Annotated in this window: 16 protein-coding genes; 7 read left to right on the top strand and 9 right to left on the bottom strand. The window is 68.3% G+C overall.

Going from position 1 to position 16,209, the window contains the following annotated elements; genetic code table 11:
* Positions 1–247 precede the first annotated feature (247 nt).
* The gene (locus tag L3Q65_RS28040) at positions 248–841 is read right to left on the bottom strand and encodes a TetR/AcrR family transcriptional regulator (protein ID WP_220506785.1); all 594 of its coding nucleotides are present in this window, start codon (positions 839–841) and stop codon (positions 248–250) included.
* A 135-nt stretch (positions 842–976) separates the two neighbouring features.
* On the opposite strand from L3Q65_RS28040, the gene L3Q65_RS28035 reads away from it, so the two are divergent.
* The gene (locus tag L3Q65_RS28035; protein WP_237597094.1) at positions 977–1,477 is read left to right on the top strand and encodes a DUF1453 domain-containing protein; all 501 of its coding nucleotides are present in this window, start codon (positions 977–979) and stop codon (positions 1,475–1,477) included.
* A 6-nt stretch (positions 1,478–1,483) separates the two neighbouring features.
* Here the strand turns inward: L3Q65_RS28035 and L3Q65_RS28030 are convergent, their stop codons facing one another.
* Entirely contained in the window at positions 1,484–2,377 is an 894-nt protein-coding gene (locus L3Q65_RS28030; RefSeq protein WP_237597093.1) for a hypothetical protein, read from the bottom strand.
* A gap of 59 nt (positions 2,378–2,436) precedes the next feature.
* A complete protein-coding gene (locus tag L3Q65_RS28025; protein WP_237597092.1) occupies positions 2,437–3,645 on the bottom strand; it encodes a cytochrome P450 in 1,209 nt (402 codons plus the stop codon).
* Positions 3,646–3,738: 93 nt separating this feature from the next.
* Here L3Q65_RS28025 and L3Q65_RS28020 point away from each other — a divergent pair, with 93 nt between their 5' ends.
* Positions 3,739–4,536, top strand: coding sequence for a thymidylate synthase (locus tag L3Q65_RS28020; RefSeq protein ID WP_182890181.1), 798 nt, complete (start codon positions 3,739–3,741; stop codon positions 4,534–4,536).
* On the top strand, positions 4,536–4,997 hold the full coding sequence (locus L3Q65_RS28015; RefSeq protein ID WP_182890182.1) for a dihydrofolate reductase: 462 nt from the start codon (positions 4,536–4,538) through the stop codon (positions 4,995–4,997). Before L3Q65_RS28020 ends, L3Q65_RS28015 begins: the two co-directional genes overlap by 1 nt.
* On the opposite strand, the gene L3Q65_RS28010 is transcribed toward L3Q65_RS28015, so the two are convergent.
* Positions 4,994–5,896 carry an LD-carboxypeptidase gene (locus L3Q65_RS28010; protein WP_237597091.1) on the bottom strand — a complete coding sequence of 301 codons (903 nt, stop codon included), beginning with the start codon at positions 5,894–5,896 and terminating at the stop codon, positions 4,994–4,996. The genes L3Q65_RS28015 and L3Q65_RS28010 overlap by 4 nt on opposite strands.
* Positions 5,897–5,987: 91 nt before the next feature.
* Here L3Q65_RS28010 and L3Q65_RS28005 point away from each other — a divergent pair, with 91 nt between their 5' ends.
* Positions 5,988–6,995 (top strand): aldo/keto reductase, encoded by a 1,008-nt coding sequence (locus tag L3Q65_RS28005; RefSeq protein WP_237597090.1) that lies wholly within the window; start codon positions 5,988–5,990, stop codon positions 6,993–6,995.
* Here L3Q65_RS28005 and L3Q65_RS28000 read toward each other — a convergent pair.
* A complete protein-coding gene (locus L3Q65_RS28000; protein ID WP_237597089.1) occupies positions 6,964–8,145 on the bottom strand; it encodes a winged helix DNA-binding domain-containing protein in 1,182 nt (393 codons plus the stop codon). The genes L3Q65_RS28005 and L3Q65_RS28000 overlap by 32 nt on opposite strands.
* A 106-nt stretch (positions 8,146–8,251) precedes the next feature.
* On the opposite strand from L3Q65_RS28000, the gene L3Q65_RS27995 reads away from it, so the two are divergent.
* Positions 8,252–8,698, top strand: coding sequence for a VOC family protein (locus L3Q65_RS27995; RefSeq protein ID WP_237597088.1), 447 nt, complete (start codon positions 8,252–8,254; stop codon positions 8,696–8,698).
* A gap of 77 nt (positions 8,699–8,775) precedes the next feature.
* Here L3Q65_RS27995 and L3Q65_RS27990 read toward each other — a convergent pair whose 3' ends face one another.
* On the bottom strand, positions 8,776–10,206 hold the full coding sequence (locus L3Q65_RS27990) for an FAD-binding oxidoreductase (protein WP_237597087.1): 1,431 nt from the start codon (positions 10,204–10,206) through the stop codon (positions 8,776–8,778).
* A gap of 212 nt (positions 10,207–10,418) precedes the next feature.
* Here L3Q65_RS27990 and L3Q65_RS27985 point away from each other — a divergent pair, with 212 nt between their 5' ends.
* Together L3Q65_RS27985 and L3Q65_RS27980 are read left to right on the top strand one after the other, a co-directional pair.
* Positions 10,419–11,756, top strand: coding sequence for an MFS transporter (locus L3Q65_RS27985; protein ID WP_182890187.1), 1,338 nt, complete (start codon positions 10,419–10,421; stop codon positions 11,754–11,756).
* On the top strand, positions 11,753–13,336 hold the full coding sequence (locus L3Q65_RS27980) for a carboxypeptidase-like regulatory domain-containing protein (protein ID WP_237597086.1): 1,584 nt from the start codon (positions 11,753–11,755) through the stop codon (positions 13,334–13,336). The genes L3Q65_RS27985 and L3Q65_RS27980 overlap by 4 nt, the downstream gene beginning before the upstream one ends.
* Here L3Q65_RS27980 and L3Q65_RS27975 read toward each other — a convergent pair.
* The 3 genes from L3Q65_RS27975 to L3Q65_RS27965 are packed head-to-tail and all read right to left on the bottom strand — an operon-like array spanning position 13,320 to position 16,206.
* Positions 13,320–14,432, bottom strand: a complete 1,113-nt coding sequence (locus L3Q65_RS27975; protein WP_237597085.1) for a mandelate racemase/muconate lactonizing enzyme family protein — start codon at positions 14,430–14,432, stop codon at positions 13,320–13,322. The genes L3Q65_RS27980 and L3Q65_RS27975 overlap by 17 nt on opposite strands.
* Positions 14,429–15,331 (bottom strand): dihydrodipicolinate synthase family protein, encoded by a 903-nt coding sequence (locus L3Q65_RS27970; protein ID WP_237597084.1) that lies wholly within the window; start codon positions 15,329–15,331, stop codon positions 14,429–14,431. Before L3Q65_RS27970 ends, L3Q65_RS27975 begins: the two co-directional genes overlap by 4 nt.
* Positions 15,328–16,206, bottom strand: coding sequence for an amidohydrolase family protein (locus L3Q65_RS27965; protein ID WP_182890191.1), 879 nt, complete (start codon positions 16,204–16,206; stop codon positions 15,328–15,330). The genes L3Q65_RS27970 and L3Q65_RS27965 overlap by 4 nt, the downstream gene beginning before the upstream one ends.
* Between the last annotated feature and the right edge of the window lie 3 nt (positions 16,207–16,209).

Raw genomic sequence — 16,209 nt, 5'->3', positions numbered from 1 at the left:
ATCTCCTTGTGCCAGACGGGGAAGGGAGCTTGCCGGGGTGACCCGGCCGAGCATCACTGTGTGCTCGCCCGCTCCCGCAGAGCAACGGCTCCGGCACGCGGTGTGAGTGTTCACAGCGCCTTCTGCGGGAAAATGACTGGCACCGCCGCGGTTTCGCTCACCGCGGCGACAGGTAATTCGCAATATTCACAGCGCGTTCACATGCGATGAATCGCGCTGAAGCGGGTCGGTCCACAAGGGATCCGGGTTACGGCAGGCTTCGCCGCAGCGCGTCGCGGAGCAGTTCCGGCGGCATCGATTCCGGGTGCAGCACCGCTTGCATGGTCAGTCCGTCGAGCAGTGCGGACAGCCGGACGGACTCGACGGTCAGGTCGAGTTCCTCCGGAAGCCGGCCGAGCGCGACGGCTTCGCGCAGGATTCGCGTGATCAGGTCGCGCAGGTACTGGTGCTGCGCGTCGGCGCTGGCGCGGAACGCCGGACGGGTGCGGGCGGCGACGGTGAACGCCAGCCACGCCATCGCCTCGTCCCGGCGCTCGTCATCGAGCGGGAGGAACTCGGCGAGCAGGTCTTCGACCAGCGTCCGGCGGCCGGTTTCGGCGGCGAGCAGCCGGTCCGCGCGCGCCGCGACCCGCTCGCCGATCCGGTGGCCGAGCTGGTCCATCGTGAAGATCATCATCGCCTCGTGGTCGGCGAAGTAATGCCGGATCGAGCCGATCGCGAGGCCGGCTTCCTTGGCCACATTGCCGAGGGTCGCGCCTTCGACGCCGCAGCGGCGGACCACCCGGACCACGGCCTCGCTGACTGCCTTCCGCCGGTCTTCCGGCACCACGATCTTCGGCATGGTTGCGTTTATAGCACGCTGATGCCACGATGGATTTGGCATGGAGGTGCTAAATAGGTGGGCTCGTGAGTGTGATGCCGATGAGAACCGGTATTGCCGCGCACGAGGCCCCGGCGCAGGGTGAGGGGGACCGCGATGAGCGGGTGGGTGCTCGTGAGCTTGGCCGTCGGCGTCGTGGTGATGCTGGTGTTCCGGATGCTCGGGGAGCCGCTGAACTGGCGCGACACCGTGGCGCCGCCGGTGGTGCTGATCGCCATCGGCGTCGCGGGGGTCGTCAGCTTCAAGGGGCTGACCAGTGTCGATGTGTGGTGGATCGTCGGCAGCTGCGTGATCGGTCTCGCCTTCGGTGCTGCGCGCGGCGCGACGATCCGGCTGTATCCGAAGAAAGGCGAACTGTGGCAGCGTTACCGGAAATCGAGCCTCGCGCTGTTCGTGCTCGGTGTCGCCGCGTCGGCCGGATTCACTGTGCTGGCAGTGAGATTAGGGATGCATGAACAGGCGAGGCCGTACCAGTTGGCGATCGGCGTCAGCTTCGCCGGGGAAGCCCTGGTGCTGATTCCGCGTGGGTTGCGCTCGGAGGCGCCGTTCGCGAAGGACAAGGAACGGCCGTGGGACAGGTGGCTGCAGTCCCGGTGAACCTGCTCAGGGCAGTTCGGCCTGATGCCGCTTCAGCTCCTCGATGACCTGGTCGAACGCGGCGCGGTGGGCTTCGAGCCGGGCGAGCGCCAGGCTGATCGACTCCCGCACCTGTTCGACGTCCTCGGCGGCGATCTCGATGTGATCCGCGTGTTCGGCGGTGGTCGTCCCGACGGTCAGCGGGCGATCGTCGCGGGGGAGGGGCCGTCCTTGCGGTTCCCGGTCGAGCCAGGCCGCCATGTCCCGCATCTCGTCGTCCAGCCGCACCGTCCACGATCGGCGCCGCCGCTGCTCGCGTCCCGGATCCCGGCGTTCCCAGCCCGCGACGACCATGTCTTCGATCGCCTTCGCCGCGGTCCGGCACGCGACTTCCAAGCGGGGCAACGGATCCAGGCCGACTGCCGAGATCTCCTCCAGGATCGGTTCGCCCGCGGTCCACTTCCCGTCGACGGTGTGGGTTTCGGCGACGTCGTGCGCGGTGGCGAGCAAGGCGCTGATCGCCTCGCGCGCCTTCGCCACGTCGGCCGGATTCAAGTCTTCGTCGCCGAGCCGGTGCGGCGAGCCGGTGCGCGGCGGGCGTTCCTTGCCGGGCCAGGAACGGTTCCCGCCGCGCCGCCGGTAGTGCTGCTGCATCGCCTGTTTGGACCGGTCGCCGTACTCCGCCCCCAGTTGTTCCCAGGTCCAGCCGCGGTCGAGCACCGATTCGATCAGCGTGACCTCGGCCCGGTCCAGGTCTTGCCGGACGTCCGGGACCAGGTGCAACGCCTCCGCCGCGTCCTCGGCGCTGAGGTCCTCGCCGGGCTGGCGGCCGGATCTCGCCGCGCGGACCAGTTCGGCGAGGAAGGGGTTCTCGCGTTGCCGGAAGTAGCGGGTGGCCATTGCTTGCACGGAGTCGGTCATGGTCGTCAACGTATAGGTTGACGCCAGTGTTCGTCAACTGATCCGTTGACGTCTGGGTCTCACCAGGTCACGGGCAGTTCGTGCACGCCGTAGATGTTCATGCCGGTCCGCAGCGGGACCTTTTCCGGCGGGACCGCGAGCGCGAGCGTCGGGAAGCGGCGCAGCAGCCCGGCGAATCCCGCGCGCATTTCGATCCGGGCGAGCTGCTGGCCGAGGCATTGGTGCACGCCGTGCCCGAACGACACATGTGTGCGCGCATTCCGTTCGACGTCGAGGTCGTCGCCTTCGGGAAACCGCGAAGGATCGCGATTGGCCGCCAGCATCGAAATGAGAACGGTCGATCCCTTGCTGATTTTCTCGCCGCCGAGTTCGAGGTCTTCGGACGCATAACGGAACAGGACGTCGACCACCGCGAGATACCGCAGCAGTTCCTCGACCGCGCCCGGGATCAGATCCGGATCGGCGCGCAGCGCGGCCATTTGCCCGGGGTTCTCCAGCAGGGCGAAGGTGCCGAGGGCCAGCATGTTCGCCGTCGTTTCGTGCCCGGCGAGCAGCAGCAGGAAGCCGATGCCGACGAGTTCCTCGACGCTCAGGTCCTCGTCACGCGCCAGATCGGACAGGATGTCGGAGCCGGGAACCGCGCGCTTCTCGGCGGCCAGCTTCCCGAGATACGACGTGAGCGCCGTCCAGGCGGCCATTTTGTCCTCGATGCTCTGGTCCCGCAGCATCATCTGTGCGGAGTTCTTCTGGAACGTCTCCCGGTCGGAATACGGGACGCCCAGCATTTCGCAGATCACCAGCGACGGAACCGGAAGCGCGAATTCCTTCACCAGATCGACCGGCTTCGGGCACGCGGCGAGATGGTCGAGCTGCCGTTGCGCGATTTCGGTGATGTGCTCCTCGAGCTGTTTCATCCGGTTGACGGTGAACGTGCCGGTGAGCTTCCGGCGCAGCCGCGTGTGGTCCGGCGGATCCATCGTGATGAACAGGCCGGGCACCTGCGGCGACGGATCGAACTCCTCCTGCGCCTCGGGCATGCTCGGCGTTTCGTAGGGCACGTGCACCGCGCCGAGGTCCTGGCGCGAACTGAACCGCGGGTCGGCGAGCGCCTGGCGGACCGCGTCGTAGCCGGTGACCAGCCAGCCGTCGTGCCCGTCCGGGAACTTCAGCGGGCTCACCGGCCGGGTCTCCCGCAGCCGGGTGATGGCGGACGGCGGGGCGAAGGGGCCTGCGTCGCGCTCGAGCGGCAGGCCTGGCGGGCGTGTCATGTTCGGGTCCCCTCTCGGTGGTGGTGCGACCAGCGTCACCGCGACGGCTGATATCCCGCTGACACGGCGCTGGCTCGACTACCATCCGCAGACATGCCGGACACGCAGTACGAAGACCTGCTTCAGCACGTGCTCGACACCGGAGCCAAGAAGGGCGACCGCACCGGTACGGGCACGCGGTCGATCTTCGGGCACCAGTTGCGTTACCGGCTGGCCGACGGATTCCCGCTGATCACCACGAAAAAGGTGCACTTCCGGTCCATCGCGTACGAACTGCTGTGGTTCCTGCGCGGCGACTCGAACGTCACCTGGCTGCGTGACCACGGCGTCACGATCTGGGACGAATGGGCGGCCCCGGACGGCGACCTCGGCCCGGTGTACGGCGTGCAGTGGCGGTCCTGGCCGACCCCCGGCGGCGGGCACGTCGACCAGATCAGCGACGTGCTGCGAACGCTGCGCGAGAACCCGGATTCGCGGCGGATCATCGTGTCGGCGTGGAACGTCGGAGACATCCCGCAGATGGCGCTGCCGCCCTGCCACGCGTTCTTCCAGTTCTACGTGGCCAACGGCGAGCTGTCCTGTCAGCTGTACCAGCGCAGCGCGGACCTGTTCCTCGGTGTGCCGTTCAATATCGCGAGCTACGCCCTGCTGACGCACATGATCGCCGACCAAGTCGGCCTGCGCGTCGGCGATTTCATCTGGACCGGTGGCGACTGCCACATCTACGACAACCACGTAGACCAGGTGCACAAGCAGCTTTCCCGGGACGCGCGGCCGTTCCCGACGCTGAGCCTGAAGCCGGCGGAGAGCCTGTTCGAGTACCGCTACGAGGACATCTCGCTGGAGGGCTACGACCCGCACCCCGGCATCAAGGCTCCGGTGGCCGTCTGATGATCGGACTCATCTGGGCGCAGGCGGCGAACCGCGTCATCGGGCGCGACAACGCGTTGCCGTGGCACATCCCGGAGGACATGAAGCACTTCCGCACGGTGACCGCGGGCGCGACGGTGCTCATGGGCAGGCGCACGTGGGAGTCGCTGCCGGAGCGCTTCCGGCCGCTTCCGGGGCGGCGGAACCTCGTGGTGTCCCGCACGCCGCAGGAAGGCGCGGAAACTTTTCCCGACCTGGAGCAAGCGTTTGCGGCCGCGGACGGTGACGTCTGGGTGATGGGCGGCGCGCGGATCTACCGGGAGTCGCTGCCGTTCGCTGACCGGATCGAGGTGACCGAACTCCAGGAGTCCTTCGAGGGCGACGTCTACGCGCCGGAGATCGGCCGGGAGCCGGACACCGTCGGCGAATGGCGGGAGTCGAAGAACGGGTTGCATTACCGGCATTTGAGCTGGGGTTCTTAGCGGACTGCGGGTCCGGCCGTGAGCGTGTCCGCGGTCAGTTTCGCGATCGGTCCGAGCGGGAGTGACAGCGGTGAGTCGCCGTGGCCGACGTCGATGCCGCCGATGACCGGGACGTCCAGTGCGCCGAGCCGGTCGCGCAGCACGTCGAGGACGGTCCAGCCGCGGTCGGTGTAGTCCTCGAAGCCGGGGAAGCGGCCGAGCGCGACCCCGCGCAGACCGCGCAGCGAACCGGATCGCATGAGGTGGGTCAGCTGGCGGTCGACCTGGCCCAGTCCGATCGCGCGCGGGGCTTCGAGGAACAGGATCGCGCCGTCCAGGCTGGGCAGTCCGGCTCCGATGAACCCGATGACCGTGCCGAGATGGCCGCCGATCAGGTTCCCGGTGGCCGTGCCGGGGAAGGAGATCGCGGCGGTGAGCGCGGCCGGGTCCCGGTGCAGCGTCGTGGGTTCGGTTTCGCACAGCAGCCGCCGGGTCGATCCGGCGGAGCGCGGGCCGGCGAGGAAGCCGTGGATTCCGGCGATCCGGCAGTGCCGCCACAGCGCCAGGTGCAGGTTGGTGATGTCGCTGAACCCCATGAGCGGCTTGGGATCCGCGCGCACGGCGGCGAAATCGATCCCGTCGGCGATCCGGTACGCCCCGGCCCCGCCGCGGGTCGCGATGACCGCGCGCACGCCGGGGTCGCGGTAGGCGTCGTTGAGGTCGGCGAGCCGGTCCTCGTCGAGTCCGGCGAGGTATCCGTGCCGGTCCAGGGCGTGTTCGCCGATTTCGACGGTCAGCCCCCAGCTTTCCAGCGTCCGCACGGAGTCCGCGAGCAGTTCTTCGGTGGGCCAGCTGGCCGGGGAGACGAGCCGGACCCGGTCTCCTGGCTGGATTCGCGGCGGCAGCAGGACGTCGGTCACCTGATCACTTTCGCAGACTTCGCGCGCGGTAGCGGACACTGGCTGGCCGCTTCCCCTGGGACCGTCGGGTGCTCAGGAAAGGAACCGGCACATGCGGATGCGGCTTCTGGGGCGGACCGGAATCAAGGTCAGCGCCTACTGCCTCGGAACGATGAAATTCGGGCAGATCGGCAATGCCGATCACGGCGAGTGCGTCCGGATGGTGCACCGGGCGCTCGACGCGGGGATCAACTTCGTGGACACCGCGGACGTCTACGGCCCCGGCGGGGAGTCCGAGGAGATCCTCGGCGCGGCTTTGCGGGGCCGCCGCGACGACGTCGTGGTAGCCACGAAGGTCAACGGCTCGATGGGCCCCGGCCGAGGCGGAAGCTCCCGGCGCTGGATCGTCGCGGAGGTCGAACAGTCGTTGCGGCGCTTGCGAACGGACCGCATCGACCTCTATCAGCTTCACCATCCCGACCCGGACACCGATCTGGAGGAAACCCTCTCCGCGCTGACCGACCTGGTCCGCGGCGGCAAAGTGCGCGCCGTCGGATCCTCGAACTTCCCGGCGTCCGAGATCGTGGCGGCCCAGTGGGTGTCCGAACGCGCGGGACTGGCCCGGCTGCGGACCGAGCAGCCGACGTACTCGCTGCTCAACCGGGGGATCGAGAGCGAAATCCTGCCGGTGTGCCGCCGCTACGGGATGGGCGTCCTGGTGTGGAGTCCGCTCGCGATGGGGCTGCTGACCGGTCGCTACCGGCCCGGCGGCGAACAACTCCGGGAAGCACAGCTGCGTTTCGTGCCGCGGCACATGAGCGACGAGCGCAAACACGCCGCGGTCGAACAACTCGCGCGAGTCGCCGAGGAAGCCGGGCTTTCGCTGACGCATCTGGCGCTGGCGTTCGCGGTCAACCATCCGGCCGTGACGTCCGCGATCATCGGTCCACGAACGTTGGCGCAGCTGGACGATCTGTTGGCGGGCGTCGAGACCCGGCTGGACGACGATGTCTTGGACCGGATCGACCAGATCGTCGCGCCGGGCGCCGATGTGGGACCGATCGACGTGTCGTACGTACCGCCGTCGCTTACCGACCCGAAGCTCCGCCGCCGCGACTGACCCGTCCCCGCACCAGCGGCGGCACGTAGCCGGTCGCGACCACCTCGCCGTCGAACCAGACGGTGAGGTTCGCGGCCTCTTCTTCCAGCGCCGCCGCGGCAGCGAGCGACAGCGGTTCGATCGGCACGACGTCCACGGTCCCGTCCGGCTGCTGCGTCCAGGTCCCGACGATCCGCCCGTTCCACCACGCGGTCGGGCCGGCGTTGCCGGCGCCGTCGAAGAGGTGCGGGCCGTGGTCGCCGAGGTAGAAGTCGCGGCGGCGCCAGCCCATCGTCGTCGGGTCGAGGGTCGGGAGAAGAGCCGCCCAGTCCTGGTCGAGGCGGACTTCTTCCACGTCGTCGGGGTGCAGCCACGCTGGGGCGCCGTCTTCCAGCAGAGCGGGTGTCGCGCCGGCGTCGTCCAGCGCCCGGCGGACCGCGGTCTTCGTCGCGCCGAGCCACCACACCAGGTCGTCCTCGGTCCCCGGCCCGAACGACCACAGCCAGCGCCGCACCAGTTCCCGGTAGCCCTCCCGTTCGTCCAGAACACCGGGATCCTCGCCGAGCCACTGCTCGATCGCCGTCCACACTGGACGCGAGACCTGCCAGCGCCCGGCGTTGTCCCCGCGGACCACCGAACCGTTCGACGCGAGCACGGACAGCACCCGGGAGCCGACCGGGGCAAGTACCGCAGGCCTTCCCTCGGCGGCGATCCGCGTGTTCAGTGCGGGAACGCGAGCGCGTAGCTGTGCGGCGGTACCGGGTTCTTCGCGGATCGCCTGCAACGCCTCGGCGCACCGTTCGGCGACCCACGCCGGGCCGTCGTCGATTCCGGCGAGTTCGGCGTCTTTGGCCAGCCGCGCGGTCAGTTGCCGCACCACCCGGGCTGAGGCGCTTCCCCTTGCGGCGGCGAGCAAATCGACCGGGAAAGCGAAGACGGTCCGGCGCATCGCCAGCTGCCGCACCACAGTCCGTTTGCTGAACAAGGCGTCCGAAATGGACTCTCGGTCGGCGCGGGACCGGGCGTACGCGGACAGGTAAACGCTGCTCGCCTCAGTCGCGTGCAAGCACGTGACCGCGCGGACGGCGGTCTCGACCCCGGACGCGGGGGTCGCCAATGCGTGCCGCAGCCCGATCCGGTCGCGCCGTTCGGCGTCGGTCACTTTTCGCATGTTTTCGATCATGCCGGAAGTAGCGGTCACTGCCTGACCGCTACTGCTGCGAGTCTCGGTCGCAGCGCGGGAACGAGTCCGGCGCGGGAATCGAGGAGTCGAAATCATGGCAGTGCACGCCGTCGCCCACTTGAATTTCCGGGGCGAGGCCCGGGAGGCGCTCGAGTTCTACCGGTCGGTGTTCGGCGGGGACCTCCGGATCGCCACGTACGGCGACTTCGGGATGCCCCAGGACGCGCCCGGCGCGGACCACGTGGTGTTCGGCCACGTGGTCGGCGAGAACGGGTTCCAGGTGATGGCTTACGACGTGCCGGGTGGCGGTGCCGCCGCGCCGGTCGGCGAGACCACCCGCGAGAACGGGACGACGATCACGACGGAGAAGTTCTTCCTCTCCGCCGGCGGCGATTCCGTCGACGAGGTCGGCGAGTTCTGGAAGAAGCTGTCCGAGGACGCGACGGTGATCGAGCCGTTCGGCCCGTCCCCGTGGGCCCCGGCGTTCGGCATGCTCCGGGACCGCTTCGGGGTCACCTGGATTCTGCAGGTCGCCGCCTGACGCGCGGACTTCGCGCGGCCCGCAAGCCTGGCCCGCCGGTCTGCGGCCGGAGTCCTGCGCCGGCCGCAGACCGGCTTTCACACCGGGCGCGGCGAGAGACCCTGCTCGAACGCGAGCACCCCGCTCGGGTCGTACTTCGCCGCTGCCGCCCGGAGCGTCGGAAGGTTCACCCCGTAGTACGCCGTGGCCCAGTCCTGCTGGTCGTCGTTGAGGTAGTTGACGTACGCGCCGCCGGTGGCGAATTCCGCCAGCCGCGACTGGACGTCGTTCACCTCGTGCTTCGCGGTCTCCCGGTCGACGTCCGGGCCGGCGCTGAGGTAGACCTGCACGTCGCCGAAAACGCCGCGATGCGCGAACGCGGTGTCGGTGGGGCGGACGTCGGAGACCGCCGCGTCGAGCGGGTTGATCTCCAGCGCGATCTTGGTCTCGCCGGTGACGAGCCCGCTCAACCGCGCCGGATCGGCCTTCTTCGCCAGCACCCGGGAAGCGGCGCTGAATCGGCGCCGACCCAGGCTTCCGGACCAGAAATCCATCGCGCCCAGGTAGTCCGTCTCCTGGAAACCGCTGACGGTGCCCTTGACCCCGGCCCGGCGTTCCAGATCGGCGATGAGCTCGCGGGCCCGCTGTTCGCCGCCGAGGAGACAGCCGGGCACGCCCGCCGCCGGGCTCGGGCCGCCGAGCACCGAGATGTTCGACCAGAATTCCCTTGGCGCGGAAGTGATCCAGTCCTGCCAGGCGCCGTAGACGTCGGTGCCGGATCCCTCGGGGAAGTTCACCACGAACACCGTGACCCGCGGCGGCGCGGGCACCGTGCGGAAGGTGAATTCCGTGGTGACCCCGAAGTTCCCGCCGCCCCCGCCGGTGAGCGCCCAGCCGAGGTCCGAGCCCGGGTCGACCGAACGCAGCCGGAAATCGCGCGGCGGCACGATTTTCGCGCTGTCCAGGTGGTCGCAGGTCAGTCCGTATTTCCGCATCAGGACGCCGATTCCGCCGCCGAGCGCGAGCCCGGCGATGCCGACCGAACCGCACGTGCCGCCCGGCAAGGCGCGTCCTGCGGCGGCCAGTGCGTGATAGACGTCGATCAACCGCGCGCCCGCGCCGACGACGGCGGTGCCGTTCCGGCGGACCTCCACGCGGTTCATCAGCTTGAGGTCCGCGACCAATCCGTCGCCCGGAGTGGAATAGGCGACGTAACTGTGCCCGCCGCTGCGTGCCGCGAAGGTGATTTTGTTTTCCGCCGCGAACTCGAGGCACTTGCGGACGTCGTCGGCGTCGGCGCACCGGGCGATCGCCGGCGGATAGCGATCGTCGTAGAGGAGGTTGAACGGCGGACGGATTTCGTCGTAGCCGGCGTGGTTTCGCTGCAGCAGCGCGCCGTGCAGCCGTCTGCGCAACGCGGCCCAGTCCGGCTCCCTTTCGGCAGCCTCCGCGACGGTTCCGGCGCCGAGCGCGGCCGAGCCCGCCGCGACCGCGGACCACTGCAAAAGACGACGACGGCTCAACGTCATGGACGACCCCTCCACGGCTCGGCGGCCCGCGCGCACGAGAAGCAACCCGCCGGCCCGCCCCGAGATTCCCCTTGTCCGACGCCGCCAGCATAGACTAATCTTTCCGAAATAGAAGACGCATCTACGGTATTTCGAAAATGCGTGATTCGGGGGGGTGCTGGGTCGAGGTCGACCGGCCTTGATCCGCCATCGGATCAGGAGGTGCGGGCGACATGGGCGCAGACCGCTCCGGCTCGGCAGGCTCGGCCCCCGCGCGATCGGCGCGCCGGTCCGCGGTGCTGGCTTCCAGCATCGGCACACTGCTCGAGTACTACGACTATTACCTGTTCGGCCTAGCCGCCGCCGTCGTGTTCCCTGCCGTGTTCTTCCCGTCCGCGGACCCGCTCACCGGCCAGTTGTCGGCGTTCGCCACCTTCGCCGTCGGGTTCGTGCTGCGCCCGGTCGGCGGGATCGTGATCGGGCACATCGCGGACCGGTTCGGCCGCAAGAAAGCCTTGATCTTGACCATCGTCATGATGGGGATCGCCACGATTCTCATCGGGGTGCTTCCCGGATACCGTCAGATCGGCGTCGCGGCCCCGATTCTGCTGGTGATCCTGCGGCTGGTGCAGGGCTTTTCGACCGGCGGCGAAATGGGCGGCGCGATCTCGCTGGCCGTCGAGCACGCCCCGCCGCGCAAACGCGGTCTCTACGGAGCCCTGCTCCTTTCCGGGGCAGGGGTCGCGCTGCTCGTCTCGTCCGGGTTGATGGCGTTGTTCGCGACGCTTCCCGACCGGGATTTCCTGGCCTGGGGCTGGCGGATCCCGTTCCTGCTCAGCTTCGTGCTGCTGATCGCGGGTTTGCTCATCCGGATGCGGGTAGGCGAAACGCCGGACTTCGAACGCGCCCGCGAGAAGGGCGCCGGTGCGCGCGTTCCGTTGATCGCCGTGCTGCGCCGGCCGCGAAATGTGATCTACGGCGTGCTGTTCGGTTTCGCCAACAGCATCGGCGGCTACGTCATCACCACCTACGGCGCGTCGTATGTCAAAAAGGACCTCGGCATGCCCGCGTCGGTGGCGCTCACCGCCACCATGGTCGCGGCCGGCGCGCAGATCGTTCTCGCGCCGACGTGGGGTGCGTTGTCCGACCGGATCGGCCGGAAACCGGTGTTCCTCGGCGGCTGCATCGGGCTGGCCGTGGTGATCTTCCCGGTGTTCTGGTTGTTCGAGACGAAGAATCCGGTGCTCGTCGCGGTCGCGATGGTGCTGGGCTTCTCGGTGTTCGTGATGGCGATGTCCGCGCTGTCCCAGACGATTCTGTCCGAACTGTTCGACACTCGCTCGCGGGTCACCGGCGTCAACCTGGGATATCAGCTCACCGCGGTGCTCGGCGGCGGGTTCGCGCCGTACCTCAGCGCCTGGCTGGTCGGCGCGACCGGCGCGGTGTGGGGCGTCGGCATCTACGTCATCGCCGGCTGCGTGCTCAGCGCGGCCGCGATGCTGCTGTTGCCCGAACGCGCCGGGAAACCGTTGCCGGAGCCGGTCGCTGAACCGAAAGCGGCGACGGTATGACCTTGCTGGGATACGTCAGCGACGAACGCTATCTCGCGCTGCCCGACGTGACTGTTGAGATCAACGCGCGCGACGCGCACTGGACCGCCCGCTCTACCGCGACCGGCGCGATCCATGCCGACCTCCCGTCCGGCGAGTACCGCGTCACGCTCGCCAAGGACGGCTACGGAGCCAAACACGTCGACCTCGCGCTCGGGTCCGAACCGCACCAGTTCCGGCTGCTGTCCGACCGGATTTTCGGTTACCTCTGGCCGAAATGGGCCCGCAGCGGCGACGAGGGCGAGTTCCGGATCCACAGTCCTGAGCCGTACCGCCTGAGCCTGTGGCGGCACGGCGCGGCGACTGAGGAAACAGCGTTGATCGGCTGGTTCGACGAACACGCGCCGCGCGCCACCGTGCAGGTCACTCCCGATGGCGACTACACCCAGACCGGCGTGCGGTTCAACGAAAAGGGCTACGCCGATCCGTCGCACCGCCAGTACGTCATGGCTCCGGACCGCAGCGGCCTGTACTACTTCCACGTCGAAGGCGAATCCGGGGCTCGGTTCTCGTTTCCGTGGGTGGTCGCACCGCGCCAGCCGACCGCGCCGATCGCCGTAGTCGCGTCCACGAACACCTGGAACGCCTACAACAATTTCGGCGGCCGCAGCAATTACATCAACGCCTCCGGCCTGCCCACTGCACCAGTTTTGGTGCCCCGCCTCGAAATGTCGCGCTACCTGGAATCAAGCTTCAGCGAACACGCCCTGCCCGACGACGCGTACCCGCCGTTGTCCTTCGAACGTCCGGAACCGCTGAACCAGCTCAGTGCGGACGCGCGGCCGGAGGACCCGATCCGCGGCAGGCAACCGTGCCACCTGGCCGCCGCGGAATGGCGGCTGCTCAGCTGGCTGGAACGCCACGGTTACGAGTACGACCTCTACTCCGACGCGCACCTGCATGACGGCACCTTGCCATTGGACAGCTACCGCGCGCTGGTCCTGAGCACACATCCGGAGTATTGGTCCCGGGAGATGTACACCGCGGTCTATTCCTGGGTGCACGACCGCGGCGGAAAGCTGGCCACCTTCGGCGGTAACGTCGCCGACTGCGAAGTGGTCTTCTCTTCGCCGGACGCGCTGCGCTTCCGTACCCAAGCCGTCGAACCCGACGCGTATGAGAGCCGGATGCACCGCACGTTCCGGCCGACGTCGGAGCTGTTCGGCGTGGTGTTCACCAGCGCGGGTGCGATGACCGGGGCACCGTACGAGGTCGTCGACCCCGGCCATTGGGCTTTCCGCGGCACCGGACTGGACAAGGGAGACTTGTTCGGCGTCCGGAGTCTGCACGAACGCTGCCCCGGCGGTGCTTCCGGACACGAAACCGACAAGACCGGCGCGCACAGTCCACAAGGGACTCAGGTAATCGCCCGCGGCCTGAACTCCGGCGACGGCGGCGGCGAAATCGCGTGCTACACCACGGCTAGCGGCGGTGAGGTGTTCTCCGTCGGATCGATCGCCTGGACGTCAGCTGTGCTGGTGGACGATGGCGTGTCCGCGGTGACGGCGAACGTCCTCGACCGGTTTATCGGACGCTCCTGAACCCAGCGGCGATATCGCCGGCCACCTCGACGCCGAGGCCGGGCGCGTCGCCGAGCCGGACTGTCTGGCCGTCGCTGTTCAACGGTGTCTTGAGGATGTCGCGTTCGTAGTAGTGCGCGCCGATGATGTCGGAGGGAATCCTGCCCGACAGCCCAGGCGCGGCACACGCCGCGTGCAACTGGGCCGCCGCGCCGATGCCAAGCTCCCCATTGGACCCGAGCACGACGTCCAGCCCGAACGCGTTCGCGAGGTGCGCCATCGCCACCACCCGGCCCGGGCCGCCCGCTTTGCCGATATACAAGCTGACCGCGTCCGCCGCTTCGGCCCGGATCACCGACACGAGGTCGTCAGTGCCGAACACGCTTTCATCGGCCACAATGGACAACCCGCGCCCGCGCAACTCCCGCATCCCGGCCAGATCCCCAGGTGCCACCGGCTGTTCGAGAAACGCCGGATCCTGGTTCCGCATCAACTCGATCGCCCGGGCGGCGTCTCCGGGCCGGTAGCCCCCGTTCGCATCGAGGCCGAGGAACGTGTCCGCACCGACGAGCTTCCGTGCCTCGGCGAGCCGACGCGCGTCTTCTTCGGGATCGAAGCCGATCTTGAGCTTGTAACTGCGAAACCCGGCCTCGAAGGCTGACTGGTAGACGTCGTGGAGCCGTTGCCCGCTGCCGCTGAGTGAACACTTCACCGGCACTTCAGTCCTTAATGGACCACCGAGCGCCACTGCGAGCGGGACTCCGAGCGTGCGCGCATACGCGTCCCACAACGCCGTCGAGATCCCCGCTTTGGTGAACGGCACCCCCGCCACTGCTTCGTCCATGCGCCGCTCAAGATCGGCGACCGGAACGAGCGGCCGCCCGAGGATCGCCGGGGCAAGTGCTCTCTTGGCGAGATACTCCGCCGTGCCAGCGTCTTCGCCACTCCATTGGAGCGTCGCACTGACTTCGCCCAGCCCGGTCGCACCGTCCGAAGCGGTCACGCGGACGAGCAGGAAGTCGGAATGGTCATGCGTCCCGCGAGCGCCGGCCACGACCAGTTCCGGCCGGACGACCGGACTGATCGCGGCGACCTCGAGGTCCTCGACGGTATTCACAGGAACTCGCGGAACTCGGCGAGAAACCGGTCGATCATCCGGATGTCCTCGGCGTCGAGCCGATGCGCGGGCGCGCGGCAGTACGGACTGCCGAACAGTCCACGGCGGACTGAAATCAGCTTCTCCGCGGCGATGATCCGTTCGGTGTCCAGCATCCAGTAGGAAATGTAGGGCAGCAGCCGCCGATGCAACTCGTCGCCGCCCGCGTCGTCGCCGTCCACGAACCGCCGCCAGATCTCCACGTAGATCTCGGTGAACGAACACCCCGGCTGCGTCCCGACCGCGCCGCGCCGGATCGCGTCCGGCAACTGCACGCCCGCGTAGCCCTCGACCGCCGGAATCGGCGGATCCCCAGCGGCCAGCTCGGCGATCAACGGCCCCGGCGGACTGGATTCGACCTTGACCAGCTGCAGATTGGCATGTTTGGCCGCGATCTCGCGCAGCACGTCCGCATCGAGGCTCGTACCGGTCTCCGCGGGCGCGTACTGCAGCACCACCGGAGTCGGCGCGACCGCGTCTAGCACCTCCCGGATATGCTTGACCAACGCCTTCCGCGACGGTCGCAGATAGTGCGGCGGCAAAAGATTGATCAAGTCCGCCCCCGCCGCCACCGCCTCCTGCGCCCGCTTCACTGCCAGCCGCGTAGCATGGTCTTGAACCGCGATAATGGCCAAGACATCCGCTCGCGGATTGGTCTCGGCCAGCAACACCTCCGTCAGCGTTCGCCGTTCGTCCTCCGCCAGCTTGTAGAACTCCGAGGCGAACCCAGGGAACATCACGCTGCCGATCCCGGTCCCGAGCACGTGCCGGATGACTCGCCGGAAACCGGAAACATCGATCTCGCCGTCGTCGGTGAAGGGTACTTCGAGAACCGGGGATACTCCGCGAATAGGCGTCATCGAATCCCCTTCTGAAGGCCGAGCGCAGCAACCGCGTTCGCGTGGATGATCCCCTCGATCAACTCGGGCGAGATCTTCGGCAACGCCGTGCCCTCGACGATGTCGTTGACTCGCCGGATCCCCGCGATCGCCTCAGCGGTGGTGGCGATCGGAAAGTCCGAACCGAGGAGCAGCTTGTGCGGCACGCCCCACTCCTGCGCCGCGAGCAGCGATTCGTAGCAGACCCAAGGCCGGAGGTAAATCGAAGACACGTCCGCATACACGTGCGGATGCTTGCGGATGGTGACCACGGTCTCGCGTCCCCACGGATGCCCCATGTGCGCCATGACGATCCGAAGCTCCGGGAACTGCAACGCTACTTCGTCGGTGACCAGCGGATATGTGTACCGCAACGGTGCCTGCCGGATCGGCGACGCACCCTGATGGAACAAGATCGGCAGCCCGTGCCGCTCGCAGTAACGGTAGAAGTCCAACGCGGGCTGAGACAGCGGGTCGAAATTCTGGTAATTGGGCCCGAGCTTCACTCCGACCAGCCCGAGTTCCCGGCACCGGTCAGCCTCGTCGAACACGTCGGGAGCAATCGGATTCACCGACATGAACCCCATCCGCCGGTCCGGATCAGCCGTCACGAACGCCGCGGTCGCGGTATTGGTGTCCTCCGCCCGATAGGGCAGCCCCGTGGCCTCCTCCGGCTTGTCGACAGCGATGTTGAACACAATGGACAGATCGGCGGCCTCGGTGGCTTTGTCGTAGTCCGCCCAGGAATTCGTGGTGACCACCGGCCGGTCAGTCCGCCACCCCTCGTAAACGCGCCGCTCGTCCTCCGGCACCGCGGCCTGGTGGGTCGGAGTATGAGTGTGCACGTCCACGATCATGGC

Origin of the sequence: Amycolatopsis sp. FU40 (assembly GCF_021903635.1) — a bacterium.
GTDB classification, from domain to species: Bacteria; Actinomycetota; Actinomycetes; order Mycobacteriales; family Pseudonocardiaceae; genus Amycolatopsis; species Amycolatopsis dendrobii.
Note: the sequence above shows the minus strand (reverse complement) of the source record. Positions and strands in the feature narration are given on the sequence as shown.